Genomic DNA, 23,942 nt, shown 5'->3' with positions numbered 1-23,942 from the left:
GCGCCCGGCTACCCCTCGTCCCCGCCGTCGTCGCGGCGGCCCCCCTTGCCCATGTCGTGCCACCGGGGGTCGGTCTCCCACTCCAGATTCCGCTCCCGCGCGGTCTCCATCGCGTGCGCGGCCTCCTCGCGGGACGCGTACGGCCCGAAGCGGTCGGCGGCCCGGCACTGCGGGCCCTCCTCGACCGTCTGGTGCCTGAGGCAGTAGTACCACTCGCCCGGCTTGCCCACCGTCCGCCGCTTGAACAGCGCCATCGCCGCCTCCTGAGGGTGTCTCCCGTGCCCCCATCCTGCCCGACGGCCCGCGGATACACTCGCTGGCATGTCTGGCCAGTCGCTTCTTGTCCCGGGGAAGATCTCCCCCACCCGCCCCGTCCCCGCCTCGATCCCGCGCCCCGAGTACGTCGGCAAGGCCGCGCCGACCCCGTACACCGGGCCCGAGGTGCAGGACGCCGAAACGATCGAGCGGATGCGGATCGCCGGCCGGATCGCCGCCCAGGCGATGGAGGAGGCCGCCAAGCACATCGCGCCCGGCGTGACCACCGACGAACTGGACCGCGTCGCCCACGAGTTCATGTGCGACCACGGCGCGTACCCCTCCACGCTCGGCTACCGCGGCTTCCCCAAGTCCCTGTGCTCCTCGGTCAACGAGGTCATCTGCCACGGCATCCCGGACTCCACCGTCCTCAAGGACGGCGACATCGTGAACCTCGACGTCACCGCCTACATCAACGGCGTGCACGGCGACAACAACGCCACCTACCTGTGCGGCGAGGTGGACGAGGAGTCCCGGCTGCTGGTGGAGCGCACCCGCGAGGCGCTCAACCGCGCGATCAAGGCCGTCAAGCCGGGCCGCCAGATCAACATCATCGGCCGGGTCATCGAGTCCTACGCCAAGCGCTTCGGCTACGGAGTCGTCCGCGACTTCACGGGCCACGGCATCAACTCCTCCTTCCACTCCGGCCTGATCGTCCCGCACTACGACAGCCCGCACCACACCACCGACATCAAGCCCGGCATGACCTTCACGATCGAGCCGATGCTGACGCTGGGCACGCACGAGTACGACATGTGGGAGGACGGCTGGACCGTGGTCACCAAGGACCGCAAGCGGACCGCCCAGTTCGAGCACACGCTGGTGGTGACCGAGACCGGTACGGAGATCCTTACGCTGCCCTGATCCGGCGGGGCGTAGCGTTTTTACCGACAGGTTGTCGGGAACAGGTTGACTGACCTGACGGCTGTCCGTCATCGGCCTGTTCCCACCACCGGAGGTCCGCCGTGGAAGCGTCCCACCCGCCCGCGCCGTTCTCGTCGGCTCTCCGCACGGCCACCCACGAGCAGCACACCGAGGCCGAGCGCTCCCCCTTCATGGGCCACCTCCTGGGCGGCCGACTCGGCCTCGCCGCCTACCGCCGCTATACGGAACAGCTGTGGTGCGTCTACCGCGCCCTGGAGGACGTCCCCCCGGCGCTGGCCGCCGACCCGGTCGCCGGCCCCTTCCTCCGCCCGGAGCTCGCCCGCCTCCCCGAGCTGGAGCGCGACCTCGCCCACCTCGCCGGCCCCGGCTGGCGCACCGGCCTTTCACCCCTGCCGGCCACCGCCGCGTACGCCGCCCGGATAGCCGCCTGCGCCCGAGACTGGCCGGCCGGCTACGTCGCCCACCACTACACCCGCTACCTCGGCGACCTCTCCGGCGGCCAGGCCATCCGCGGCATCGCCGAGAAGACCTGGGGCTTCCCCCGCAAGGGCGACGGCGTCCGCTTCTACGTCTTCGCGGACATAGCCAACCCCGCCGCCTTCAAGCGCACCTACCGCTCCCTCCTGGACGCCCTCCCCCTCGACGACCTGGAAAAGCACCGCGTCCTGGACGAGTGCCGCCACGCCTTCACCCTCAACACCGCCGTCTTCCGCGCCCTCCACCAAGAGTTCCCCCTCACCGCCTGACCCCCAACTCCCCCACGCAGCCCACCCCTCCCCACCCCTGGCGCGCCCCCAGCAGCACCCCAACCCGAGGAATCGCACCGCACGGGGAACACACCACGCCACCTGGGGACGAGCCCACCCCACCGGTGGCCGCGACCACCACCGGGGGGACGCGCCACGGCGGGGGGGGAGACCCACCCACCCGGGAACGCGCACACCACCCACAGGGTCGCGGCCCCGCCGGAGCCCCTGACCACCTTCGGGGGAAGTCGACCACGCCGAGGACCCGGCTCCCCTGCCACCCGACCCCACCCGCAGGACCACGGCCGCTGGGGTCCCGGGGCACCCCGACCACAGGCCGGAACCGTAGGCCCCAGAGGGGACGGGGCCCACCCAACAACGGGCCCCGGCCGAGACGGCGGGGCGGCCGCTCACGGCGCAGGGCGGAGGGGATGTCCCGGACCCCGCCCGCAGGAGCGAACCGCGGGGCAATCCTCATCGCACGGACCGGATCCGCCCGCGCCGAGGACGGGGTCCGGGTCAGCCCCTCCGCCCCCACCCACCGGCAACAGGCGCGGCCACCGCAACCCCCCACCGGCAACAGGCCGGTCACGCCGCCCCGTCCCCCCCACCGGCAGCAGGAGCGACCACCTCGCCACCCACCACCGCCCGGGCGAGACCGGGCAACCACCCACCGGCAGAAGCCATCGACCACCCACCCCACCCCCCACCGGCAGAAGGCACAGCCCCCGAAGACACGGCCACCGCAGACACGGCCACCGCACCCCCGCACGGCGCCCGGCGGCGACCACGTGGGGCGGCCCCCGACAACCCACCCGCCGGCACGGCGCGCAACCACCAACCGGCCGGGCCCGGCGGAATCGCAACAAACCCCGGCCCCGACGTGGGACCCACCCCCCACCGGGTATGGTTGCCGCCGAAATTCCCGCCCCCCACCCCGGTCGCCCCCGAAGGAGCCCGAGCCCCATGACACGCAGGTCGCCGTTCCGGGTGCCCGCCACGCTGACGTCGGCCGCGGCCGCGCTGGTGATACTGAGCGGCTGCATGACGGTGCACGGCGAGCGCGAGATCCTGCCGGCGGTGTCCCAGGCCGATGCCGCCAAGGCGCTCCAGCACTTCACCGAGGGCTTCAACAAGGCGAACCGCGCGCTGGACCCGACGGTGAACCCCTCGTACGAGGCGGGCGCGCTGCTCGCCATCGACCAGGCGGGGATCAAGGCCGCGCACGGCGTCCGCCCGGACGGCAACCCGAACTTCACCCCGCTCGCGTTCACCGACACGCACTTCACCGTGCCCAAGCAGAAGGGCTGGCCGCGGTTCTTCGTCGCGGACGGGCTCACCAACCGCAAGGGGCGGGACGGCCAGAACACCCGCTGGTTCCTGGTGTTCAGCCGGGACGGCCTGAGCGCGAAGTGGCGGGCGGTGTACCTGGCGACGTTCGCCCACAACAAGGCCCCCGCCCTGAAGATCACCGGCGGCTACGCCGAGCCGGTGCCGGTGGACGGTTCCGGGCTGACGGTCGACCCGGGCAAGCTGAGCCAGGCGTACGCGGACTACCTCAACACCGGTAAGGGCGACACCTTCGCGCCCGGGCCGGAGACCGACCGGCTGCGGGCCTGGCGGGCCGGCCAGGCCAACCAGCCGGGCGCCCGCATCCAGTGGCAGGACCAGGCGTCGGAGCTGCCGCCGGTGGCGCTGCGGACCACGGACGGCGGGGCGCTGGTGTTCTTCTCGACCGTGTACCACCAGCAGAAGACGGTCTCCAAGGGCCTGATGATCACGGTGCCGCCGGAGCTGCGCGGCATCGTGGAGGGGCCGGCGACGAAGGCCACCCGGATGGCGTTCACCACGGTCTCGGGCCAGACGGTCAAGGTCCCGGCGAAGAGCGCCGGCGGCAGCGTCACGGTGCTGAACCGGATCGAGGCCAAGACCTCGGCGAAGGCGCTGTAACCACCCCACCGGCCCGGGACCGGCGGCCGCCCCGACGACACGGACCGGCCCACGCCGAACGGCAGCAACCGGCAAACGCCCCGGGCCCCATGGCCGGGCCCGTCAGCCATGGCCGGGCCCGTCAGCCGCGGCGCCGCCGCCGGCCGCATCCCCCGCGCCCCGGCCGACCGGGGCGCCGTGCGCGGACGCGTTCAGCGCCCGATCGGCCAGGCCGCGGCCTCGTGGTCGGCCTCGCGGTCGATGACCTCGGCGCAGGCGTCGGTGAGGGTGGCCAGCAGCGTCAGCGGGTCGGGCAGGGGGAGCTCGGGGCCGCGCAGCCAGCTCACCGCGGGCTGGTCACCGGGGAGGGCGGACGGCGGCAGGAGCACGTAGCTGCCGCGGCAGTGCCAGCGGAAGCCGGGGTGCTCGTCGAGGGTTTCGGGATGGCAGTCCAGTTCGCAGGGCCACCACTCGTCCTCGTCGTCGGGCGTGCCGCGGGTGGCGGTGAAGAAGAGCATCCGGCCGTCGCCGAAGCCGGCGCCGCTGAGGCTGACCGGGCCGACGTCGGTACCGGCGGCGTCCAGCCGGGCCAGGGCGCGGCGGCCGGCCTCCACGGGGACGTCGAGGACGTCGTGGGCCATGCCGGTGGCGGTGATGAAGTTGGCCTGCGGGAGGGTGCGGACCCAGGCGGCGACCTTGTCGCGGTCGGTGGTGGCGACGGTCTGCCAGCCGAAGGAGATGGGGTGGCGGCCGGGCGTGGGACAGCCGATGCGCTCGCAGGAGCAGCCGTAGCCGGAGGGGTGGGCGGCGGGGGCGACCGGGAAGCCCGCGTCCACCGCCGCCATCAGCAGGTCCGCACGGCCGCGACCGGCCGCTGATCCCGTGTCCGTATCGCCGCCCGATCCGCTCCTCGGCCGGCGCAGCCACTGGGAGAACCTGCTCTTGCGTTCCATCAATCCCCTCACTTCGAGCGGTGGTCTGGGGTCAATGCTGCCACCATCCCGGTCGCCAGGTGACCGGTGTGCGGATCCGGGGTGAACACGCCAGGGGCGAACGGGGCATTTCACGCCATCGCCGCCCGGCGGCCGCCGGCTCAGGCGCGCGGGCGCAGTCCGCCGAGTACCTGGTCGACGAGGGTGTCGACGAACTCGCGGGTCAGTTCGCCGGTGCGCATCAGCCAGCGCTGTGAGAAGGGACTCAGCAGCATCTCGGCGGCGATCCGGACGTCGGCGCCGGGGTCCACCTGGCCCGCCTCCTGGGCGGCCCGCAGCCGGTCCTCGTAGACGCGGATGCCCGGCTCCAGGAGGCGGCCGACGAAGGTGCGGGAGAGCTCCTCGTCGTTGGCCCCGGCCACGGCCAGGGCGCGATAGGGGGCCTGCCAGGTCGCGTCGTTGAACTCGTCGGCGGTGGCGTGCAGGACCGTCTTGAGGTCGGCGGCGAGGTCGCCGGTGTCGGGGAGCCCCTGCTCGTAGTCCGGTTCCGCGTCGGCGGTGAAGGCATCGAGGAGGACCGCGGCCTTGGAGGGCCACCAGCGGTAGATGGTCTGCTTGCCGACGCCGGCGCGGGCGGCGATGCCTTCGATGGTCAGCTTCTCGTAGCCGACCTCGCCGACGAGGGCGAGCGCGGCGTCGAAGATCGCGCGCCGGGAGCGTTCGCTGCGGCGGGAGGCGTCGGGGGCTGTCTTGTTGGCCATGGGAGGAGTTTAGGCGGCAAAGGCGAGACGTATCGTCTTGACGAGACGGATCGTCTTGGGTCAGGATGACGGCGTGAGCGAGACGGTTCGTCTCGCGGAGGGGTGGTGGGCCGCGGTCCCCGCAAGGGCCGCGCCCCGCCCCGTGGTCCAGGAGCGAGGGAGGTCCCATGAGCAAGGGAAACGCGGGCGGCATGCTGGGCGTCGGCGGCACCCGGAGCACGCTGTCGCGGGGCGCGCTGCGCGGCGGCGCGAACGGCCGCGGCCGGGGCGCGCCGGAGTCCGGCGACCCCCAGGAGCAGCGCCGGGAACTGCTGCGCCGGATGCGGGAGCGGACCCGCGGCGCCTGAGGTGCGGGCGGCCCGGTGCCGGGCCGCCGGCCTCAGTGCGGCCAGGCGTCGCCCCAGGCCGCGTCGCGGGCCGCGCGGTAGGCCGCGCCGTGCCGCTTGGTGACGGTCTCGCGCCGCAGCGCCTCGTCGGCGGTGCACAGGTCCAGCAGCACCTGGCCCTTGCGGATCTGCGGTTTGCGGACGACCCGGGCGGCGGCCGGTGCGGCCGGCAGGCGGGTGGCCGCGACGTAGCTGAACTTCTCGTCCTCGTACGCCAGCGAGCCGCCCTTGACCTGGCGGTGCAGCGAGGAGCGGCTGACCCGGGCGGAGAAGTGGCACCAGTCCTCGCCCGGGACGAGCGGGCAGGCACCGCCGTGCGGGCACGGGGCGGCGATCCGCAGCCCGGCCGCGGCCAGCTGCTCGCGCGCCTCGCGGATCCGCAGGTAGCCCTCGGGGGTGCCCGGCTCGATCAGGACGACGGACTCGGCGGCGCCCGCGGCGGCGACCACCGCGCGGCGGTCCTCGGCCCGCAGCTCGCCGAGCACGTAGGAGACGGTGACCAGGTCGGTGCCGTCGGGGACGGTGAGGTCCGCGCCGATGGCCTGGCGGCGCCAGACGGTGTCCGGCAGGGCGCGGGCGGCCAGTTCGCGGCCGAGGTCGAGGGCGGGCTGCGCCCAGTCCAGGACGGTGCTGCGCGGACCGTCCCAGATGGCGGCGGTGGCCCAGGTGGCCGCGCCGGTGCCGCCGCCGATGTCCAGGTGGGTGGCCGGGGACCAGTCGGGCACCCGGGCGGCGAACGCGGCCAGCGCGGCCCGTACCGCCTCGAAGGTGGCCGGCATCCGGTAGGCGGCGTACGCGGCGACGTCGCCGCGGTCGCGGAGGACGGGCGCGTCGGTGGGCGTGCGGCCCCGGTAGTTGGCGATCAGCCGCTCGACGGCCTGCGCGGCCTGCTTGGGCGGCAGGCCGTCGAGCAGGCCCGCCAGGGCGGCGCGCAGTTCGTCGTGCATTCCGGAAAGTTTACGGGGGTCCCGGGCGGGGCCGGGCCGGGCGGTCAGGCGGCGGCCACCGCGCGGGCCAGGCAGGTGGCGGCCGCCGCCCGCGGCGCGCTGCCGCCGTCCCGGCGCCGGGGGTGGACGGTGTTGGCGAGCAGCACCAGGAAGGTGTCGGTGGCGCGGTCCAGGACCAGGCTGGTGCCGGTGAACCCGGTGTGCCCGGCCGCGCCCCGGCCGGCCAGCTCGCCCATGAAGGAGCGCTGGTCCACGGCGAAGCCCAGGCCGGGCGGGTCCAGCAGCGCGGCCACCGACGCCGGCGCCAGGATCCGAACCCCGCCGTACGCGCCGCCGTCCAGCAGCGTCCGGCACAGCACGGCGAGGTCCTGGGCGGTGGAGAACAGGCCCGCGTGCCCGGCGACGCCGCCCAGCGCCCAGGCGTTCTCGTCGTGCACCCGGCCGCGCAGCATCCCCCGGTCCGCCTTGGCCCACGGCCGCCGCTGGTCCTCGGTGGCGGCCACGCCCTGCGGCACCAGCGGGCCGTAGGCGGTGCCGGCCATGCCCAGCGGGCCGGTGATCCCCTCGCGCACCAGGGCGTCCAGGCGGCGGCCGGTGAGCCGCTCCAGGAGCAGCTGGAGGACGATGAGGTTCAGGTCGGAGTAGCGGTACCCGCCGTACGGGCCGCCGGTCGGGGCGGCCGCCTCGGCCCACAGCAGCGCCAGCTGCCGGTCCCGGTCGCGGTGCGCGTGGAACGGCAGCTCGGGGGCGAGGCCGGAGGTGTGCCGGAGCAGGTCGCGGACGGTGATGCCCGGGGCGACGGCGGGCAGGTGGGCGCCGACCGGGCCGTCCAGGGCGAGCCGGCCGCGCTCGGCCTGCTGGACCGCGACGAGCGCGGTGAACAGCTTGCTGACCGAGGCCAGGTCGAAGACGGTCCCGACCCGCACCGGCTCCCAGCGGTCGCGGGGCAGCTCCACGCCCCGGTCGCGCCCGGGGTCGTAGGCGCGGTAGCGGACCGCCCAGCCGGCCGCCGCCTCGGCGGCGACCACCGGGCCGCGGCCGGCCAGCACCACCGCGCCGGCGCACCACGGCGCCCGGCCCTCGGGCAGCGCCCGGACACCGCTGACCAGCCGGCCGATCCAGGCGGGGTCCAGGCCCGCCGCGGCCGGTGTGCCGGGCACGAGTCCCGTCGTGTTCAGAGTGACGTCCTCCCGCCGGCGGTGCGTTCCCCCTTACGCTGCCACGGCCGGCACAGTCCGAGGAAGCTCACCAGCGCCGCAACGCCGCACACCAGCTGGACGACGGCCATCGGCACCGCCGTCCGCTCGCCCGCGATGCCCACCAGTGGGGAGGCCACCGCACCGAGCAGGAAGGTGGAGGTGCCCAGCAGCGCGGAGGCGGAGCCGGCCGCGTGCGGGGTGCGCAGCAGCGCCAGGGTGTTGGTGCTCGGCATGACCAGGCCCATCGCGGACATCAGCACGAACAGCCCGGCGGCCACCGGCACCAGCCCGACCCGTCCGAAGGCCCCGGAGGACATCAGCAGCAGGGCGCCCGCGGCCAGCGCGATCAGCACCAGGCCGGTGCCCAGCACCTTGTCCAGGCCGACCCGGCCGACCAGCAGCTTGCCGTTGACCTGGCCGACCAGGACCAGGCCGACGGAGTTGACCCCGAAGAGCAGGCTGAAGGTCTGCGGGGAGGCGCCGTAGATCTCCTGGACGACGAACGGTGAGGCGGAGATGTAGGCGAACAGCGCGGCGAAGGCGAACGCGCCGACCAGGAGGTAGCCGGAGAAGACCCGGTCGGCGAGGAGGTCGCGCATGGTGCGCAGGGCCGGGCCGAGGCCGCCGGGCTGCCGGCGGGCGGGCGGCAGGGTCTCGTGCAGCCGCCGCCACACCAGGAGGGTGAGCAGCAGCCCGACCGCGGTCAGCACGACGAAGACCCCGCGCCAGTCGGTGATCCGCAGGATCTGGCCGCCGATCAGCGGCGCGACCACCGGCGCCACCCCGGAGATCAGCATCAGCGTGGCGAAGAACCGGGCCATCGCCACCCCGTCGTACAGGTCGCGGACCACCGCCCGCGCGATGACGATGCCGGCCGCGCCCGCCAGGCCCTGGAGCAGCCGGAAGGCGATGAGGAGTTCGGTGTTCGGGGCGACCGCGCACAGGGCGGTGGCCAGGACGTAGATCACCATGCCGGTGAGCAGCGGGCGGCGGCGGCCCCACTTGTCGCTCATCGGGCCCACCGCCAGCTGGCCCAGGGCCATCCCGGCCAGGCAGGTGGTGAGGGTGAGCTGCACGGTGGCGGCGGGGCTGTGCAGGGCGGCGGTGACCTGCGGCAGGGCCGGCAGGTACATGTCCATGGAGAGCGGCGGGACCGCGGTGAGGCCGCCGAGGACGAGGGTGACCAGGAGGCTGGTGCGGCGAGGCTTCGGGGCGGGGGTGGCGGCTGCGGCGGGGGCGGCCCGCCCGGATATGGCGGGCCGTCCCGGTTCGTCCCGGGTCTCCGCGGCGGCGCCGGACTCTGTCATGAGCGTCTCCATGGGTCGGTGATGGCAGCGTCCATGGTGGCATGCCCCGGTCACCGTCCGGCCCGTCCGGGCGCCGCCCGGCGGCCCGCCCGGTCCGCCAACTGCCGCCCGGCCCGGGGCCGCTGGCCGCCCCGCCCGGTGCGTGCCGGGTTCGCTCCCGTACGCCGTTACGCTGCCGCCATGGCACAGAACACAGAGCGGGCAGGGACGGCGGACGCGGCGCCGGTGGCACGGGCCGGGCAGGTGGGCGGGACGGCGACCGCGGACCGGCCGACGCTGCCGGCGCCCGCCGCGCGCGGCGGCCGGACCCCGCGGACCGCCCCGGCGCCCCAGGAGGCCCGGGAGGACGGCGCGGCGGGCCGGAAGGTGGCGTTGGTCACCGGCGCGGGATCCGGGATCGGACGGGCGGTCGCGCTGGCACTGGCCGCCGCCCACTGGACGGTGGTGCTGGCCGGCCGGCGCGCCGAGGCCCTGGAGGAGACCGCCCGCCAGGTCGGCTACGCGGGCATCGAGGGCCCCGCGGTGCTGCCGGTCCCCACCGACGTCACCCGCCCCGGCGAGGTGGACGCCCTCTTCGCCGCGGTCCGCGACCGCTTCGGCCGGCTGGACCTGCTCTTCAACAACGCCGGCACGTTCGGCCCGCCGGTCCCCGTCGAGGAGCTGTCCTACGAGGACTGGCGGACGGTGGTCGACACCAACCTCAACGGCGCCTTCCTGTGCGCGCAGGCCGCGTTCCGCACCATGAAGGAGCAGGACCCGCAGGGCGGCCGGATCATCAACAACGGCTCCATCTCCGCGCACGTGCCGCGGCCGCACTCCATCGCGTACACCGCCACCAAGCACGCGATGACCGGGCTGACCAAGTCGCTGTCGCTGGACGGCCGTCCGTACCGGATCGCCTGCGGCCAGATCGACATCGGCAACGCCGCCACCGAGATGACCGGACGGATGCAGACCGGGGTCCTCCAGGCCAGCGGCCGGACCGAGGCGGAACCGGTGATGGACGCGGCGGACGTGGCCCGTACGGTCGTACACATGGCCGCGCTCCCGCTGGAGGCCAACGTCCAGTTCGCCACGGTGATGGCGACCGCCATGCCGTACATCGGCCGGGGCTGACGCTCCCCCGCCGCCCGGGAATAGCCGGGCGGCGGCCGGTGGTTCACCGGCCATGACACGTGAGACCACCGCCGGGGACGCCCGCACGTCCGAGATCCTCCGCTACACCGCGTTCTCCGCCGACCCCCACGGCGGCAATCCGGCCGGTGTGGTCCTGGACGCCCGCGGCCTGGACGACACCGCGCAGCTCGCCATCGCCGCCGAACTGGGCTACTCCGAGACCGCGTTCCTCACCGCGCCCCCCGAGGGGCTGGGCGAGCCCGGCCGGGCGTTCACCATCCGGTACTTCAGCCCGCTGGCCGAGGTCCCCTTCTGCGGGCACGCCACGATCGCCACCGCGGTCGCCCTCGCCGACCGCCTGGGCCCCGGCGACCTGGTGTTCGCCACCCAGGCGGGCCCGGTCCCGGTCACCGTCACCCGGCAGGACGGCGTCCTGCGGGCCACGCTGACCAGCGTCGAGCCGCGCGTCGAGGCGATCGGCCCGGCCGACCTCACCGAGGCGCTGGCCGCCCTGGACTGGCCGGCCGCCGACCTCGACCCGGCGCTGCCGCCCCGCATCGCCTACGCCGGCGCCCGCCACCTGGTTCTCGGCGCCGCCACCCGCGAGCGCCTGGCCGCACTCGACTACGACTTCGACCGCCTGGCCGCCCTGATGCGGCGGCTGGACCTGACGACCCTTCAGCTGGCGTGGCGGGAGGACGAGACGGTCTTCCACGTCCGGAACCCGTTCCCGGTCGGCGGGGTGGTGGAGGACCCGGCGACCGGCGCCGCGGCCGCCGCCTTCGGCGGGTACGTCCGCGCCCTCGGCCTGGTCACCGCCCCGGCCTCGCTCACCCTCCACCAGGGCCACGACCTGGGCCGGCCGGGCCTGCTGACGGTCGATCTGCGGTCCGGCGACCCGCGCTCGCACGTCAGCGGGACCGCCACCCGCATCCCGGCGGCCGGCGCCTGAGCCCGCGGGGCTCCGTACCGCGCACCGCGGGCGGGGCCCCGCCCCCCGTCAGCCGGCCGCCGGCACCGCGCACACCCGGTCCCCCGGCGCGCACGGCGCCACGCTCCCGCCCCGTGCCGCGTCACCGGCCGGCCGGACGGTCACCACCCCGCCCTCCCGCGGCCCCGCGCCGAAGGTGTCGTCCCGCCACCCCAGCAGCGCCGACGCCACCACCGCGATCAGCACCATCACCAGGAACAGCAGCAACGGCCGGACGCGCACGGCGAATCGGCGCACCCGCCCGGGCGCCCGCCCGCCCCCGCGGTACGCCTCGCGCCCTCCGGCGCCCGCCGCCCCCGGACCGCGGCGCCGCCCCAGCGCCCGCGCGATCCGTCTCTTCCAATACACCAGCCGGTAGTAGTGCTTCAGCACCTCGGCGCCCCCTTGTGCGACTGCCCGGGAAACCACGAGCGTACTGCCCCCGGCGCACCGGCCCGGTGGCCAGCCCGCGCCGCGCTCGCAGGAGCGGCCCCGCCCCACCCCCCGAGCAGGCGGGGGCGGAACGGGGCCGCGGCGCCCGCACGCGACGGGACGCCGGCCGACCCTCGTCAGCGGGCGCCGGCCGACGCGGCGGGCGTCAGAGCAGGCCCTTGACCGGCAACTGCCCCGTCGGCAGGCCCTTCGCGGGCAGCAGGCCGGCACCCTTCCCGGCCGCGGCACCCGTGGCCAGGCCCTTCGCGGGCAGCGCCTCCGTCGACAGCCCGTTGGCGGGCAGGGCCGTGGTCAGGCCCTTGACGGGCAGCTCACCGGCCCGCCCCTTGACCGGCGGCGTACCCGCGGGCAGGCCACCGAGCAGCGCCCCGCCCCCGTTCGCCGCCGCCGCGGTCCCGCCGACCAGTTCCCCGGCCGAACCGGCCGCCGCGCCCGCCGCCCCGGCCGCCGGCGGCGTCACCTTCTCCGCGGCCCCGCCGAGCCCCCTGGCCGCCGCGGGCACCACCTCTCCGGCGGCCTTGCCCTCGACACCGCCCGCGGTCCGGGTCGCCTGCTGCGCGACCCCCTCCACCGCGCTCCCCAGGCTGCTGCCCGGGTCCACGTCGGTCAGCCCGGCCGGGGCGGGGGTCTTCGGTCCGTCGGCGGCGTGGGCCCCGGCCGCCGGCCCCAGGGCCATCGCGGCCGCCGCCATGCCCACTGCCGTCAGAACTCGTCGCATCAAGGCTCCTCGATGAATGGCGATGTGCTTGTGTGATGAGAACGATGAGCTGCGCAACGGGACACGCCCGGCCCCCACCGGCCGGACGTGCGAAGGGGCACGGGGGCGGCCGTGGCGGCCACGACGCCGGACGGAAGCAGCGACGTACCGACCCCGGACGCCCCCCGTTCGAACGGCGACCACACCGCGAAACAGCCCCCACCGCCCCCGCCCAGCCCCCCAACTGCTCGCCGTCCAGCCGTCCAGCCGTCCAGCCGTCCGGCGGGTGCAAGGCCCCCGATAAGCTGGCCGACGACCCCGACTTCCGGCGGCGGTTCCGCCGGGAGATCGCCGCGGCCCAGCGGGTACGCGGCGCGGACACCGCCGAGCTGATCGACGCCGCCGATGCGCACCGCGCCTACGAACGGGCCAAGGCCGCCCGGCGGCGCGCCGCCGAACAGCGGGCCTGAGGGGAGAGGGACCGTGCCCGGCGGCCTCCCTCCGTACCCAAGGGAGGCCGCCGGGGCCGGCAGTGGGGGTCAGGGGCGCCACTGCCGGACTGCGCGGCGGCTCGGGTGAAGGAGGGCCGCCGCCCGTGGGCGGCGGCATAGCGGGGAAGCCCGTCCGCCCACGCCTCCGAACCTAGAAAAACCCGAGGCGCTCCGCCAGCACTGAACGGCCCCACCCGGCGAGCCCAAGGTCCCGCCGACGAGGGGCCACACGGCAACAATTCCCAAGGCCGGCCCGCGCGCGACGAGCCCCCGGCCCTCCCTGGGCCACGTTCACCCGAGCGGTTCTGACCTGCGGACATGCGGGCCTCCGCAGGTTGCCGGAGGTGACCGCCGCCCTCCACCACCTCGTGAAGGGACGCAGGGGCCGCATGGGGGATCGACTCCTCCAGGACGCGCGAGGGGGACGCTGCTGGAACGGCGGCAACCACTCCGACTCCACGTGCTGCGAGGGCGATGACGAGTGCGGTGACCGTTCTGCGAAGGCGCATGCCCGGTCAACGAGGAGCGGGCCGTGGAGGCGGCGCGTGTGCGCCCGTCCGGCCCACCAGGCACGGCGCCGACCTGTCCCGGCCGCTCAGAAGCCCGCAAGGGTGTCCGGCGGCGCGTTCGTCGGCCTTGCGGGGTTCATGCGCTCCGCCCTGCGGCGCTCGTTGCCGGGTGGGTCATCCGGTCGTTGGCGGACGCCGTTACCGGATCCGCTTCGCGCGCCGGGCCGCGGCGGTGATGGCGTCGCCGAAGGCGGACGTTTCGGTGACGCCGTCGAGGGTGACGGGCGGCAGTTCCGGCCGCCCCTGGCGGCCGCTTCCGCCGTGGTGCCAGGGATACGCACGGTGCGGGCGGGGTCGGGCGTGGTCCGGGGGTGGTTCAGCGAACCCAGGTGCCGGTGAGGTTCTGGACGGCCGAGCCGTCGAGGTCGGCGAGGGTGGTGGCGACGAAGTCGCGGGCCCACGCGGAGGTCTGGAGACGGAAGGGCGGGCGGTCGGCGGTCAGCGCGTCGATGATCGGTGCGGCGGCCTCGGCCGGGGTCTGGGCGTTGCCGAAGGACCGCCGGGTGCGGTCGAGGTACGCCTTCAGGGCCGGGGCGTAGGGCCCTGCCGCGCCGAGCAGCGCACCGGCGTCGTGGCCGAGGTTGGCGACGAACTCGCTGGCCACCGCGCCCGGCTCGACCACGGTGACGTCGACGCCGACGGTGGCGGCGACGGGAGCGAGGGACTCCATGAAGCCCTCGACGGCGAACTTGGCAGCGCAGTACGCCTCGTTGAAGGGCTGGCCGACGATGCCGCCGACGCTGGTGACGGTGATCACGCGCCCCTGGGAGGCGCGCAGGTGCGGCAGCGCGGTGCGGGTGGTGGCGACCACGCCGAAGAAGTTGACCTCCATGGCGGCGCGGACGTCGTCGAGGGTGCTCTGTTCGATGGTGCCGACCTGGGCGGCGCCGGCGTTGTTGACCAGCGCGTCGAGGCGGCCGTGCTCGGCGACGACCTCGTCCAGGCAGGCGGCGATGGTCTCGTGGGCGACGACGTCCAGGCGCTTGACCTGGACGCGGTCGGCCACACCCGCCTCGGCTGCGGCCGTGAGCAGCGCCTCGGCCTTGGCGGTGTTGCGCATGGTGGCGATGGTGGTCCAGCCGGCCCGGGCGGCGCCGACGGCGGCGGCCAGGCCGATACCGGAGGACGTGCCGGTGATCAGAACCGTCTTCGGGGAGGTCATCAGGCTCTCCTTGCCTGTCGAAGGGAAGTGGCGTCGCGCGCCGGTGGGAAGGCGCGCCGACCGTAACCGGGGAGTTCCCCGGTTACCTCGGAACGCTAACCGGAGAACTCCCCGGTTGTCCAGTTAGACTGGCCTCCCCGACGAAGGGAGCAGCCTTGTCCAGCCAGCCGGGCCCGCTGCGGGCCGATGCCCGCCGCAACCGGGAGCGCATCCTCGAAGCGGCCGTACGCGCCTTCGCCGAGAAGGGCGCCGACGTGCCGATCGACACCATCGCCAAAGCCGCGGGGGTCGGCTCGGCCACGCTCTACCGCCACTTCCCCACGCGCGAGGCGCTGGTCGAAGCGGCCTACCGCAACGAGCTGGCCCGGGTCTGCGACAGCGCCGCGACGCTGCTGGCCGAGAACCCGCCGGACCGGGCGATGCGCCTGTGGATGGACGGCTTCATCGACTACCTGGCCGCCAAGCAGGGCATGGCGGACGCCCTGCGGGCCGCGGTCGCCTCCGGCGCCGACCCCTTCGCCCAGAGCCTGGACAAGCTCACCGCCGCGCTCGGCACCCTGCTCCACGCCGGCGCCGACGCCGGCCTCCTGCGCGCGGACGTCCACCCCCTGGACGTCGGCTTCAGCCTCGCCGGCGTCTCGCTGATCACCAGCGCTCCCGAGCAGCGCGAACGGGCCGGCCGCCTCCTCGACCTCCTCCTCGACGGCCTCCGCTACGGCGCGGACGGGCCGGCGTCGAGCGCGTGACGCGTCGGCCCCCACGTTCCCAGCCCGGTGGACGAGGGCGCCCGGCCGCCACCGGCCGGCCGCGGCTGCTCCCGGACGCGAGGTTCACCCCCGTGGAACCGCACCGGCGCGAACGGGAGCGAAGAGTGGCCGGCGAGCGGGCCGGCGCGCGGCGAGCAGGATGCGGGCACGGGGGGGGGACCGCCCGGGTCACAGGGCGCCGCCCCTTGAGGCAAAGCCGCAGGTCAGAGGCGGGAAAAGGGAGGGGAGCGGACGAGTCGGCCTGTACGCCGGGTTCTGTCCCGCTGGCGAGTCGATCAAGCTCTGACCTGCTAGTTAGCACGCTCACGGGGCCTCCGTCGCGCCCCCAGGGACTTCTCAGGGACTTTCAGCCAAGATCCGCGAACCACGCTTCGATGGCGGCGAGGCCGCGCGCTCCGGCCTCCGGCATGAAGTGCGTGTAGGTCCGGAGGGTGAAGGCCGGATCGGAGTGACCGAGCCACTTCGCCAGCGACACGATCGACTCGCCAGCTTCGAGCATCACCGAAGCATAAGTGTGACGCAGGACGTGGAAGCCGTGCTCCCGGCTCGGCTCCCACACGCGCGTGGCCTTCTCGCTCTTCTCCTGCTTCGGGAGATACCACGTGTGACCGCAGATGTCTCCCACGATCCCCGCGACACCGACCGCTGGTGCTCCATCTCCCGTAACGACATGAGCGTTCAGGCGCTGCAGCCGACACCGAACCAGGTGGAGTGGGCCGTGGATATGGCCGTGCGCGGGGAGTTGCGCGGCAAGTGGATCCGTCAGGGCGACTACCGCGCGCAGACCGGGTTGGGCTCGATCGACCCGCAGGGCCTGTTCCCCCTCCCGAAGCTGAATGGCGGCGGCCGGATCCCCGCCAACGTCCTGCTGGGCATCCTGGCCCAGGAGTCCAACCTATGGCAGGCCGAATCCGGCGCGGTCCCCGGCGAGATGGGAAACCCGCTTGCCGCCGTGGATGGCTACTACGGCCACAGCGCCAAGGACCCTCTCCTCGGGTACTGGCGCATCAACTGGGCAAAATCCGACTGCGGTTACGGAGTCGGTCAGGTAACCGACGGCATGCGCTTGAAGGGCCACGAGAAAGACCACGAGACGAGCCTCGATCCGAACCTTCAGAAGGCCATCGCCGTCGACTACGCCACCAACATCGCCGCCGCCATGAAGATCCTCGCCGACAAGTGGAACGAGGTGCACACTGACGGTCAGAAGATCACGGTCAACAACGACGACTCGGCCCGCGTGGAGAACTGGTTCACCGCTGCCTGGAACTACAACCTCGGCTTCAACCCTACGTCGGATGCTCCGAAGAACGGCGGCCACTGGGGGCTGGGTTGGTACAACAACCCAGCGAACCCCATGTACAAGAAGGGTGCCTGGGACCACCCGTTCATGAACGTCGATCTCGACAAGAACAACATTCGGGACGCGGCGCACCCGCAGGATTGGCCGTATGAGGAGAAGGTGATCGGTTGGGCCGCCTGGTCCATCGACACCGGCTTCTCCTACGACACAGACGGCCGTCAGGGCCGGAAGGGCGAGGACGGGTTCTCCACCGCAGGATTCCAACCCGCCTGGTGGCTCAACAAATTGGACCGCATCCATGTCAGCCCGCCACTGGACACCTTCTGCAACACGAAGAACGGCTGCGACCCGGCCAACCCGGCCGACTGCCCGGACGAGGCATGCTACCGACAGTTCTGGTGGAACCAGGAGAACGCGACATGGAAGCCCGACTGCGACGATTCATGTGGGCGCGAAAAGATCAAGTACGCCACCTTGCGCTCCGAGCCAGGACGCGGATACCGGCTTGAGCATGGTGAGCCGGTGTGCGGTACCGCCCCGGAGGGCTCCGATGTCGTCGCCTCCATCCCCAACGACACCGAAACATGGTCGAAGTGCGGAAGGGCCGCATCGACCGGCACGTTCCAGTTCACCTTCCATCCTGACTGGGACAAGCAGTACGAGGCGAAGGCCGATCTGCATTCGATCGGCGGCGGCCACGGCGCCCACTTCTGGTACACCCACACCCGTAACGAGGACCACCTCGGCGGAGACGGCAACCGGATGACGATCGAAGGTGAGTGGACGGCAGGCAAGACATACGACCTCGCCGCCGTCTACGCGTACATCCCTGACACCGGCGCGCAAACCAGGCACGCCAAGTACGTCATCAGCGGGGCCACCGGTGGCCCGTACGAGCGGTTGGTCAGTCAGGACGCAAACAACGGTAAGTGGGTGTCGCTAGGCGCCTACAAGTTCACATCCACGCCGAAGGTGACGTTATCGAACTACACGAAGACGGGCACCGCCGACCGTGACGTTGCCTGGAACTCCGTGGCGTTCAAGCCGATCAAGGGCCGGTTCGTCCAGCGGTCTCTCACCGCCGCCGCGGTCTTCGACCCGAACCAGGAACTGAACTCAAACTGGCCGATATCGACGGAAATCGACTCGCCCGTACGATCGATGAAGTCTCTTTACGACTGGGGCATGGGCCTCGCAGACCAAGGCCCACTGTGGAACAACCCCGAGGCCGATGCCCACGGCCTGTCCTACGAGGCGCGCTGCCCAACCACGAAGGCGGTCGGTGAGTGCACAGGACAGAAGACGTGGGATGCAGCCGACCAGTGGGCAAAAGACATCAAGGCAGGTGGATGGAAACCGCGTGGCGACGGATCAGCCCCCACGATGTCGATCCCGGTGTGGATGAGCATGTCCAACCAGCGCCCCGACCTGTCCAAGCCCGCTTCCGAGGCGTACAAGGACCCAAACAGCTACAAGATCAAGTCAGATGTCAGTGTGACGTTCGTGGTCGGCGAGGACGGGAAGATCGTTGAGGGCAGCGTGGGATCCAACTACCGCTCCCGCGTCGGCAACGCCCACCTCCCCTACTTCGTCACGAAGATCATGAAGACGATCGAGGCGGACTACGGCATCGCCGCACCGGATATCGACTACACCACGCAGGACGCGCTGGAGTACGGCAACGTCCACACCGCCCATCCCTACGAGGACGGCGACACACCAGGGCAGGCGTACTTCCCGCACTTCCGTGCCGCACGCCTCGACGATGCCAAGCAGTGCGTGGACTTCCGCGCCGTCGGCGGTGGCGTCCACGGCTATCGCGATATGATCGGCCACAAGTCGATCGACGACAACGTCAAGGCGTGGGTGGACCAGGTCAACGCAAACCTGGAGACGAACCACGCCGTGAAGCGATTCGCCGGCGACGTGTACTCGATGTTCTTCAAGAACAGCGGGCCGTCCTGGACCAACAACATGGGCGGTTCCGTCATCGGCAACGCACCACCGATCTGGCAGGACATCGCCGCCGCCTTCTGCGCCGACGGATCCGTGAAGCCGACGCACCTGGAAGAGAACAGAGACGCGAGTCCGTCCAACGGCATCGTTTTCCAGTCCTACATGCCCGATCTCTACCTGTACGTCGACGACCACATGGCCGACAATCTCGGCCGCCCTTCGAACCACCGGATCAGCGGCGGGGACTGGAAGAACTTCTCCAACTTCCCGCTCACCGCGCCGAACGGCAACGCCTACAGCATCTGCGACGCGTACCACCGTGGCAGCGGCGGTAACCCGTGGGGGGTGGATGCCCCGGTTCCGTTCATCGGCGACGGGCCCGGGAACCGGCCGGACAAAGTGCTGCACTGCGACCAGCCAGCAAACGAGTTCACGGACAACCTCACATAGTAATCGGAGTCGCGCCCGGTGATTTAATGGAACAAAGAAGGGGAGGGGCCAGCACTGACTGGCTCCTCCCCTCTTCGAACGTCAAGGGAGAACTCCTCATGGGCTACCTGTACATCGTCGTCTTCGCAGGGTTCCTCTACCTGGCGCCCGCGATCCTCTTATGCATGAAAGTGGCCAAGAAGACCACGGCGAAGATGGGCTGGGCCATGGCCTTCGGACTCATCGGTCTCCCCATCATCTTGCTGGCCATCGGCGGGGTGATCGACGCTCAAGGGGCCGTTACGTGAGCGTCATCGCGGCAGGCATAGCCGCGTTGTTCATTGCCACCGTATTCGCCTGGCCGTTAGTACTCCAGCCGTAGATCGTGATCTTGTGGGCGGGGCTGGGATCAGGCGGCCGGATCCATATCAGATCGCGTGAGGTGGTCGCCCGCTGGCACGCTGCTCCCATGGATCAAGCAGAAGTACTGCTCATCGGAGGAAGAGCTGGTGTCGGCAAGACGACAGTGGGGTGGGAGGTTTCGGCGCTGCTGCGTTCCGAGGCGGTCGCTCACGCGATCATCGATGGTGACTTCATGGGGCAGGTGCATCCGGCACCAGAGGGAGACCCTCACCGCGCGGAGATCACCGAGAGCAATCTGACTGCCGTGTGGGCGAACTTCGCCCAGCGCGGTTACCGACGCCTGATCTATACGAACACCATGAGTGTGCTGCCGGAGGCGACGGGCATGTTTGAGCGTGCCATGGGGGCCGGAGTGAGGATCATACGAGTCCTGCTCACCGCCTCCGATGCCACCGCTCGCGAGCGGCTGGTGGGACGAGAACTCGGCTCAGAGCTGAAGCAGGAGCTGGAAGGAAGTATCCGCAAGGCACGGCTCCTGGACCAGCGGGCCCCCGCAGAGACCATGCGAGTGGCGACGGACGGGCGGCTCGTCGTTGACATCGCGCGGCAGGTGGTGGCCGCCACCGGTTGGGCCGGGCCTCACTTCGCCCGCAGATCGTGATCGTGTTAATGGGCTGGTCCGGGAACCGGCACGGCCACCGGTGATCATCAGTGTGTGAAGACAGAAGATCAGTCGGTGGCCGCAGGTCACAGCATAGATCCTGCCCGTTGGCAGGACATGTTCGAGTCCCTGATGGGCCGCATCGCGCCGCGGTTTGCGCGGGTGGAACCGCGGCGCCGGGCAAGAGAGTTCGTCCTTGGCCTGTTGTCGGACCTGCCGCGCAAGAACTGCTGGACGCTCGCCGAGCACGCCGGGAACGCGACCCCGGACGGCTTGCAGCATCTGCTGTCCAGGGCCAGGTGGGACGCCGATGCGGTCCGCGACGACCTCCGCGACTTCGTCATCGAACATCTGCAGGACGACAAGGCGGTGTTGGTCGTCGATGAGACCGGCGATCTCAAGAAGGGCACCGCCACGGTCGGGGTCCAGCGCCAGTACACCGGCACCGCCGGACGCATCGAGAACAGCCAGGTCGCCGTCTACCTCACCTACTCCACTCCCCGCGGCCACGCGGCGATCGACCGGGAACTGTATGTCCCGCGATCCTGGACACAGGACACGGCCCGCTGCCAGGCCGCCGGGATACCCGAGACCGTGCACTTCGCCATGAAACCCGCACTCGCCGCCCGCATGATCGGCCGTGCCCTGGACGCCGGCGTCCTCGTGTCCTGGGTGGCCGGCGACGAGGTCTACGGGACCAACCCGCATCTGCGGGCCGCGCTGGAGCACCGGCAGCTCGGCTAGGTCCTTGCCGTCGCCTGCGACCACCAGATCACCACCCGCGCAGGCAAAATCCGCGCCGACACCCTGGTCAAGAGGCTCCCGAAACGGGCCTGGCAGAAGCTTTCCGCCGGGGCCGGAGCCAAGGGACATCGCTACTACGACTGGGCCCTGGCATCTGCTCGTCCGCCGCAACCGCAGCACCGGCGAACTCGCCTTCTACCGCTGCTACTCGGCAACCCGGGTGCCGCTGTCCACCCTCGTGAAGGTGGCCGGACGCAGATGGACCGTCGAAGAGACCTTCCAGGCCGGAAAGGGCCTCGCCGGACTCGACGAGCACCAGGTCCGCCGCTGGACCTCCTGGCACCGCTGGGTCACCCTCGCCATGCTCGCCCACGCCTTCCTCGCCACGGCCACCGCTCACGAACGCACTCACGCACCCGCCGCCGACGACCTGATCCCACTGACATGCAACGAGATCCAGCACCTGTTCACCACACTCGTCACCCAGCCCACCCACACACCCACACAGCCGCACACCGGCTCCGCTGGTCCGACTGGCGACGCCGCCACCAGGCCCGATCCCGCACCTGCCACTACCAGCGCCAGACGGCCTACCAGCCATAAAGATCACGATCTACGGCGGAGTACTAGGCGGCTCGCCTCTGGGATTTTTCAGGGACTTTCAGCTCTGTCCGAGGGATTTTCGAGAGACTTTCGGCCGCCCAAGGTAGCAAGCCCCTGCAAGACCGGAAAGGGCCTCCGATGCAGGTCAGAGGATCTTTCCGGGGTGAAATCCCAGGTGGGGCGGACGAGTCGGCCTGTACGCCGGGTTCTGTCTCCGGGCGACCTTGCGGTCGGCCGGGAGGCGGCCATCCATCTAGGGCTGCCGTTGCCGGCAGCCTCGTGCGGTCTACCCGCGGACTCGGGCGGGCAGCCCTCGGTCGTCCGCGCAGGGCCATCAGCCGACGGCCCCTCTTGACCTTGCTCCGGGTGGGGTTTACCTAGCTGCCCAGGTCACCCTGGGCACTGGTGGTCTCTTACACCACCGTTTCACCCTTACCTGGCCTTGCGGCCCGGCGGTTTGCTTTCTGTGGCACTGTCCCGCGGGTCACCCCGGGTGGGCGTTACCCACCACCCTGCCCTGTGGAGCCCGGACGTTCCTCGGGGGGATCGATGATCCCCACGCGGCCGCCCGGCCGGCTCGTCCGCCGTGCCGACCATGTTACCTGGCCGCCGCGGGCGGCTTGACCTTGCCGTTGCGTCAACGTTTCTACTGGCCGCATGCGGATCGGGGAACTCGCCGGGCTGGCCGGCGTCAGCACGCGGACCATTCGGCACTACCACCACCTGGGGCTGCTCCCGGAACCGGAGCGGCGGGCCAACGGCTACCGGGAGTACGGGCTGCGCGACGCGGTGGCGCTGGCGCGGGTGCGGCGGCTGACGGAGCTGGGGCTCGGGCTGGAGGAGGTCCGGGACGTGCTGGCCGACGACGCCGGGCGGGAGCTGCGGGAGGTGCTGACCGAGCTGGACGCGGATCTGGCCCGCCAGGAGGACGCCCTGCGGGCCCGGCGGGCGCGGCTGGCGGAGCTGCTGCGGCGTACCGGGGAGCCCGGCGGGCTGCCCGAGGAGGGGCCGGTGTCGGAGCAACTGGCGGAGCTGTTCGCCGAGATGGCGCGGACCTCGGCGGAGCTGCCGGGCCCGGAGCCGGCGATGGCGGCGCGGGAGCGGGAGATGCTGGCGCTGCTGGAGGCGTCCGGGAACGGCCAGGTGCAGGGGGCGATGGCGGCGGCGCTGCGGGAGACCTTCGCCCAGCCGGGTTCGATGGCGCGGGCGTACGCGGCGTACGGGCAGCTGGACGCGCTGGCGTCGGCGGCGGTGGACGATCCGCGGGTCGAGGAGGTGGCGCGGGCGATGGCGGCGTGCGTGCCCGAGGAGGTCGTGGCGGCGATCGCCGCCGGGGTCAGGGCCGCGGAGGGCCCCGCCCAGGGGGCGGAGGTCTGGGCGGACCTGCTGCTGATGGAGCTGGCGCCGGCCCAGGCGGCGGCCCTCCGGCTGGCCATGCGGTTGATCGCGGAGGGGGCGCGGTGAGCGGAGGCGGGGGCGCGGTGAGCGGAGGAGGGGGAAGGGTGCGCACGGTGCGGGGAGGAGAGGGTTCGGTGGGCAGGCGCGGGGTGGGGGAGCGAGTGCGGCGGCTGGCCGCGCACGAGGGGCGGTGGCAGGCGAGCCTGGTGTGGTGGGTGGCGCGGCGCCGGGTGGGTGTGCCGGCGGGGGCCCGGGAGCTGGGATACGCCCGGGCGCAGGCGGCCGTGATGTACGGGCTGGCGTTCGTCTTCGTGGTGGAGACGGTCGGTGTGAGCGTGCTGCTCCGGAACGCGCCGGTCGCGCACGCGGTGATGCTGGCGGTGGACGTCTACACGGTGCTGATGGTGCTGGGGGCCCAGGCGGCCGCGGTGACCCGGCCGCACGTCCTGACGGCGGAGTGGCTGCTGCTGCGCGCCGGTGCGGGGGCGGAGCTGCGGATTCCGTTGGAGCGGATCGGCTCGGTGCGGTACGACCTGCGGTCGGGGCCGGAGACGCGGGGCGGCGGCGGGAACGGCGGTGTGCTCCAGCTGGCGGTGGCGGGGCAGACGACGGTCACCGTGGAACTGACCGAGCCGGTCGTGGCGGTGCGCCTGCTCGGCCGCCGCGAGACGGTGCGGACGGTCCGGTTCCACGCGGATGACGCCCGGGACGCCGTACGGGCCGTACGGGAGGCCGTGGCGGCCGGGCGGGAAGCGGTCGCGGTCGGGCGGGAAGCGGTCGCGGCCGGGCGGGAGACGGCGGCTGAGGCGACCACGACGGTGACGGCCACGGGGACGGCGACCTGACGCTCGGG

At 72.7% G+C, this 23,942-nt stretch carries 23 protein-coding genes, 1 other RNA gene and 1 pseudogene; 14 read left to right on the top strand and 11 right to left on the bottom strand.

Annotated features, from left to right (window positions below; translation table 11 throughout):
• Positions 1 to 8 precede the first annotated feature (8 nt).
• Positions 9 to 254, bottom strand: a complete 246-nt coding sequence (locus MUU72_RS10345) for a hypothetical protein (protein WP_248012878.1) — start codon at positions 252 to 254, stop codon at positions 9 to 11.
• Positions 255 to 321: 67 nt separating this feature from the next.
• Between MUU72_RS10345 and map the strand changes: the two genes are divergently transcribed.
• From map to MUU72_RS10330, 3 genes are all read left to right on the top strand, one after another.
• Positions 322 to 1,179 (top strand): type I methionyl aminopeptidase, encoded by an 858-nt coding sequence (gene map, locus MUU72_RS10340; RefSeq protein ID WP_248012877.1) that lies wholly within the window; start codon positions 322 to 324, stop codon positions 1,177 to 1,179.
• 101 nt (positions 1,180 to 1,280) lie between these two features.
• Positions 1,281 to 1,946 carry a biliverdin-producing heme oxygenase gene (locus MUU72_RS10335; RefSeq protein WP_248012876.1) on the top strand — a complete coding sequence of 222 codons (666 nt, stop codon included), beginning with the start codon at positions 1,281 to 1,283 and terminating at the stop codon, positions 1,944 to 1,946.
• 966 nt (positions 1,947 to 2,912) lie between these two features.
• Positions 2,913 to 3,896, top strand: coding sequence for an SCO2278 family lipoprotein (locus MUU72_RS10330; RefSeq protein WP_248012875.1), 984 nt, complete (start codon positions 2,913 to 2,915; stop codon positions 3,894 to 3,896).
• Between the two features lie 191 nt (positions 3,897 to 4,087).
• Here MUU72_RS10330 and MUU72_RS10325 read toward each other — a convergent pair whose 3' ends face one another.
• Entirely contained in the window at positions 4,088 to 4,828 is a 741-nt protein-coding gene (locus MUU72_RS10325) for a bifunctional DNA primase/polymerase (protein ID WP_248012874.1), read from the bottom strand.
• Between the two features lie 140 nt (positions 4,829 to 4,968).
• On the bottom strand, positions 4,969 to 5,568 hold the full coding sequence (locus tag MUU72_RS10320; RefSeq protein ID WP_248012873.1) for a TetR/AcrR family transcriptional regulator: 600 nt from the start codon (positions 5,566 to 5,568) through the stop codon (positions 4,969 to 4,971).
• 167 nt (positions 5,569 to 5,735) lie between these two features.
• Here MUU72_RS10320 and MUU72_RS10315 point away from each other — a divergent pair, with 167 nt between their 5' ends.
• Positions 5,736 to 5,915 carry a DUF6243 family protein gene (locus tag MUU72_RS10315; protein WP_248012872.1) on the top strand — a complete coding sequence of 60 codons (180 nt, stop codon included), beginning with the start codon at positions 5,736 to 5,738 and terminating at the stop codon, positions 5,913 to 5,915.
• A 32-nt stretch (positions 5,916 to 5,947) separates the two neighbouring features.
• On the opposite strand, the gene MUU72_RS10310 is transcribed toward MUU72_RS10315, so the two are convergent.
• From MUU72_RS10310 to MUU72_RS10300, 3 genes are read right to left on the bottom strand one after another with little or no spacing between them, the layout of a single operon-like run.
• Positions 5,948 to 6,901: a small ribosomal subunit Rsm22 family protein gene (locus MUU72_RS10310; RefSeq protein WP_248012871.1), complete on the bottom strand. Its 954-nt coding sequence runs from the start codon at positions 6,899 to 6,901 to the stop codon at positions 5,948 to 5,950.
• A gap of 44 nt (positions 6,902 to 6,945) precedes the next feature.
• A complete protein-coding gene (locus tag MUU72_RS10305) occupies positions 6,946 to 8,061 on the bottom strand; it encodes a serine hydrolase domain-containing protein (protein WP_372503058.1) in 1,116 nt (371 codons plus the stop codon).
• Positions 8,062 to 8,075: 14 nt separating this feature from the next.
• The gene (locus MUU72_RS10300; RefSeq protein WP_248012870.1) at positions 8,076 to 9,407 is read right to left on the bottom strand and encodes a multidrug effflux MFS transporter; all 1,332 of its coding nucleotides are present in this window, start codon (positions 9,405 to 9,407) and stop codon (positions 8,076 to 8,078) included.
• Positions 9,408 to 9,587: 180 nt separating this feature from the next.
• Here MUU72_RS10300 and MUU72_RS10295 point away from each other — a divergent pair, with 180 nt between their 5' ends.
• Both MUU72_RS10295 and MUU72_RS10290 read left to right on the top strand, forming a co-directional pair.
• A complete protein-coding gene (locus MUU72_RS10295) occupies positions 9,588 to 10,523 on the top strand; it encodes an SDR family oxidoreductase (RefSeq protein ID WP_248012869.1) in 936 nt (311 codons plus the stop codon).
• Between the two features lie 52 nt (positions 10,524 to 10,575).
• Positions 10,576 to 11,475 (top strand): PhzF family phenazine biosynthesis protein, encoded by a 900-nt coding sequence (locus MUU72_RS10290; RefSeq protein WP_248012868.1) that lies wholly within the window; start codon positions 10,576 to 10,578, stop codon positions 11,473 to 11,475.
• A gap of 48 nt (positions 11,476 to 11,523) precedes the next feature.
• Here MUU72_RS10290 and MUU72_RS10285 read toward each other — a convergent pair whose 3' ends face one another.
• Together MUU72_RS10285 and MUU72_RS10280 are read right to left on the bottom strand one after the other, a co-directional pair.
• Entirely contained in the window at positions 11,524 to 11,886 is a 363-nt protein-coding gene (locus MUU72_RS10285) for a hypothetical protein (protein ID WP_248012867.1), read from the bottom strand.
• Between the two features lie 205 nt (positions 11,887 to 12,091).
• On the bottom strand, positions 12,092 to 12,664 hold the full coding sequence (locus MUU72_RS10280; RefSeq protein WP_248012866.1) for a hypothetical protein: 573 nt from the start codon (positions 12,662 to 12,664) through the stop codon (positions 12,092 to 12,094).
• A 44-nt stretch (positions 12,665 to 12,708) separates the two neighbouring features.
• On the opposite strand from MUU72_RS10280, the gene MUU72_RS10275 reads away from it, so the two are divergent.
• Positions 12,709 to 13,113, top strand: coding sequence for a hypothetical protein (locus MUU72_RS10275; RefSeq protein ID WP_248012865.1), 405 nt, complete (start codon positions 12,709 to 12,711; stop codon positions 13,111 to 13,113).
• 906 nt (positions 13,114 to 14,019) lie between these two features.
• Here the strand turns inward: MUU72_RS10275 and MUU72_RS10270 are convergent.
• Positions 14,020 to 14,865: an SDR family NAD(P)-dependent oxidoreductase gene (locus MUU72_RS10270; protein ID WP_248012864.1), complete on the bottom strand. Its 846-nt coding sequence runs from the start codon at positions 14,863 to 14,865 to the stop codon at positions 14,020 to 14,022.
• Positions 14,866 to 15,020: 155 nt separating this feature from the next.
• Between MUU72_RS10270 and MUU72_RS10265 the strand changes: the two genes are divergently transcribed.
• Positions 15,021 to 15,611, top strand: coding sequence for a TetR/AcrR family transcriptional regulator (locus MUU72_RS10265; protein WP_248012863.1), 591 nt, complete (start codon positions 15,021 to 15,023; stop codon positions 15,609 to 15,611).
• 367 nt (positions 15,612 to 15,978) lie between these two features.
• Here the strand turns inward: MUU72_RS10265 and MUU72_RS35865 are convergent, their stop codons facing one another.
• The gene (locus tag MUU72_RS35865; protein WP_236572930.1) at positions 15,979 to 16,131 is read right to left on the bottom strand and encodes a hypothetical protein; all 153 of its coding nucleotides are present in this window, start codon (positions 16,129 to 16,131) and stop codon (positions 15,979 to 15,981) included.
• A gap of 105 nt (positions 16,132 to 16,236) precedes the next feature.
• On the opposite strand from MUU72_RS35865, the gene MUU72_RS10255 reads away from it, so the two are divergent.
• From MUU72_RS10255 to MUU72_RS10240, 4 genes and pseudogenes are all read left to right on the top strand, one after another.
• The gene (locus MUU72_RS10255; protein WP_248012862.1) at positions 16,237 to 19,341 is read left to right on the top strand and encodes a carbohydrate-binding protein; all 3,105 of its coding nucleotides are present in this window, start codon (positions 16,237 to 16,239) and stop codon (positions 19,339 to 19,341) included.
• Positions 19,342 to 19,439: 98 nt separating this feature from the next.
• On the top strand, positions 19,440 to 19,628 hold the full coding sequence (locus MUU72_RS10250; protein WP_248012861.1) for a hypothetical protein: 189 nt from the start codon (positions 19,440 to 19,442) through the stop codon (positions 19,626 to 19,628).
• A gap of 161 nt (positions 19,629 to 19,789) precedes the next feature.
• On the top strand, positions 19,790 to 20,344 hold the full coding sequence (locus tag MUU72_RS10245; protein WP_248012860.1) for an AAA family ATPase: 555 nt from the start codon (positions 19,790 to 19,792) through the stop codon (positions 20,342 to 20,344).
• A 117-nt stretch (positions 20,345 to 20,461) separates the two neighbouring features.
• Positions 20,462 to 21,691, top strand: a pseudogene (locus tag MUU72_RS10240) (IS701 family transposase).
• Between the two features lie 181 nt (positions 21,692 to 21,872).
• Here the strand turns inward: MUU72_RS10240 and rnpB are convergent.
• Positions 21,873 to 22,271: RNase P RNA component class A (gene rnpB / locus MUU72_RS10235), an RNA gene on the bottom strand.
• Between the two features lie 77 nt (positions 22,272 to 22,348).
• Between rnpB and MUU72_RS10230 the strand changes: the two genes are divergently transcribed.
• Complete coding sequence (locus tag MUU72_RS10230) at positions 22,349 to 23,155, top strand: MerR family transcriptional regulator (RefSeq protein WP_248012859.1); 807 nt, start codon at positions 22,349 to 22,351, stop codon at positions 23,153 to 23,155.
• Between the two features lie 68 nt (positions 23,156 to 23,223).
• The gene (locus tag MUU72_RS10225; protein WP_308403805.1) at positions 23,224 to 23,934 is read left to right on the top strand and encodes a hypothetical protein; all 711 of its coding nucleotides are present in this window, start codon (positions 23,224 to 23,226) and stop codon (positions 23,932 to 23,934) included.
• Positions 23,935 to 23,942 lie beyond the last annotated feature (8 nt).

Source organism: Streptomyces rhizoryzae (assembly GCF_023155275.1).
GTDB lineage: Bacteria > Actinomycetota > Actinomycetes > Streptomycetales > Streptomycetaceae > Streptomyces > Streptomyces rhizoryzae.
Note: the sequence above shows the minus strand (reverse complement) of the source record. Positions and strands in the feature narration are given on the sequence as shown.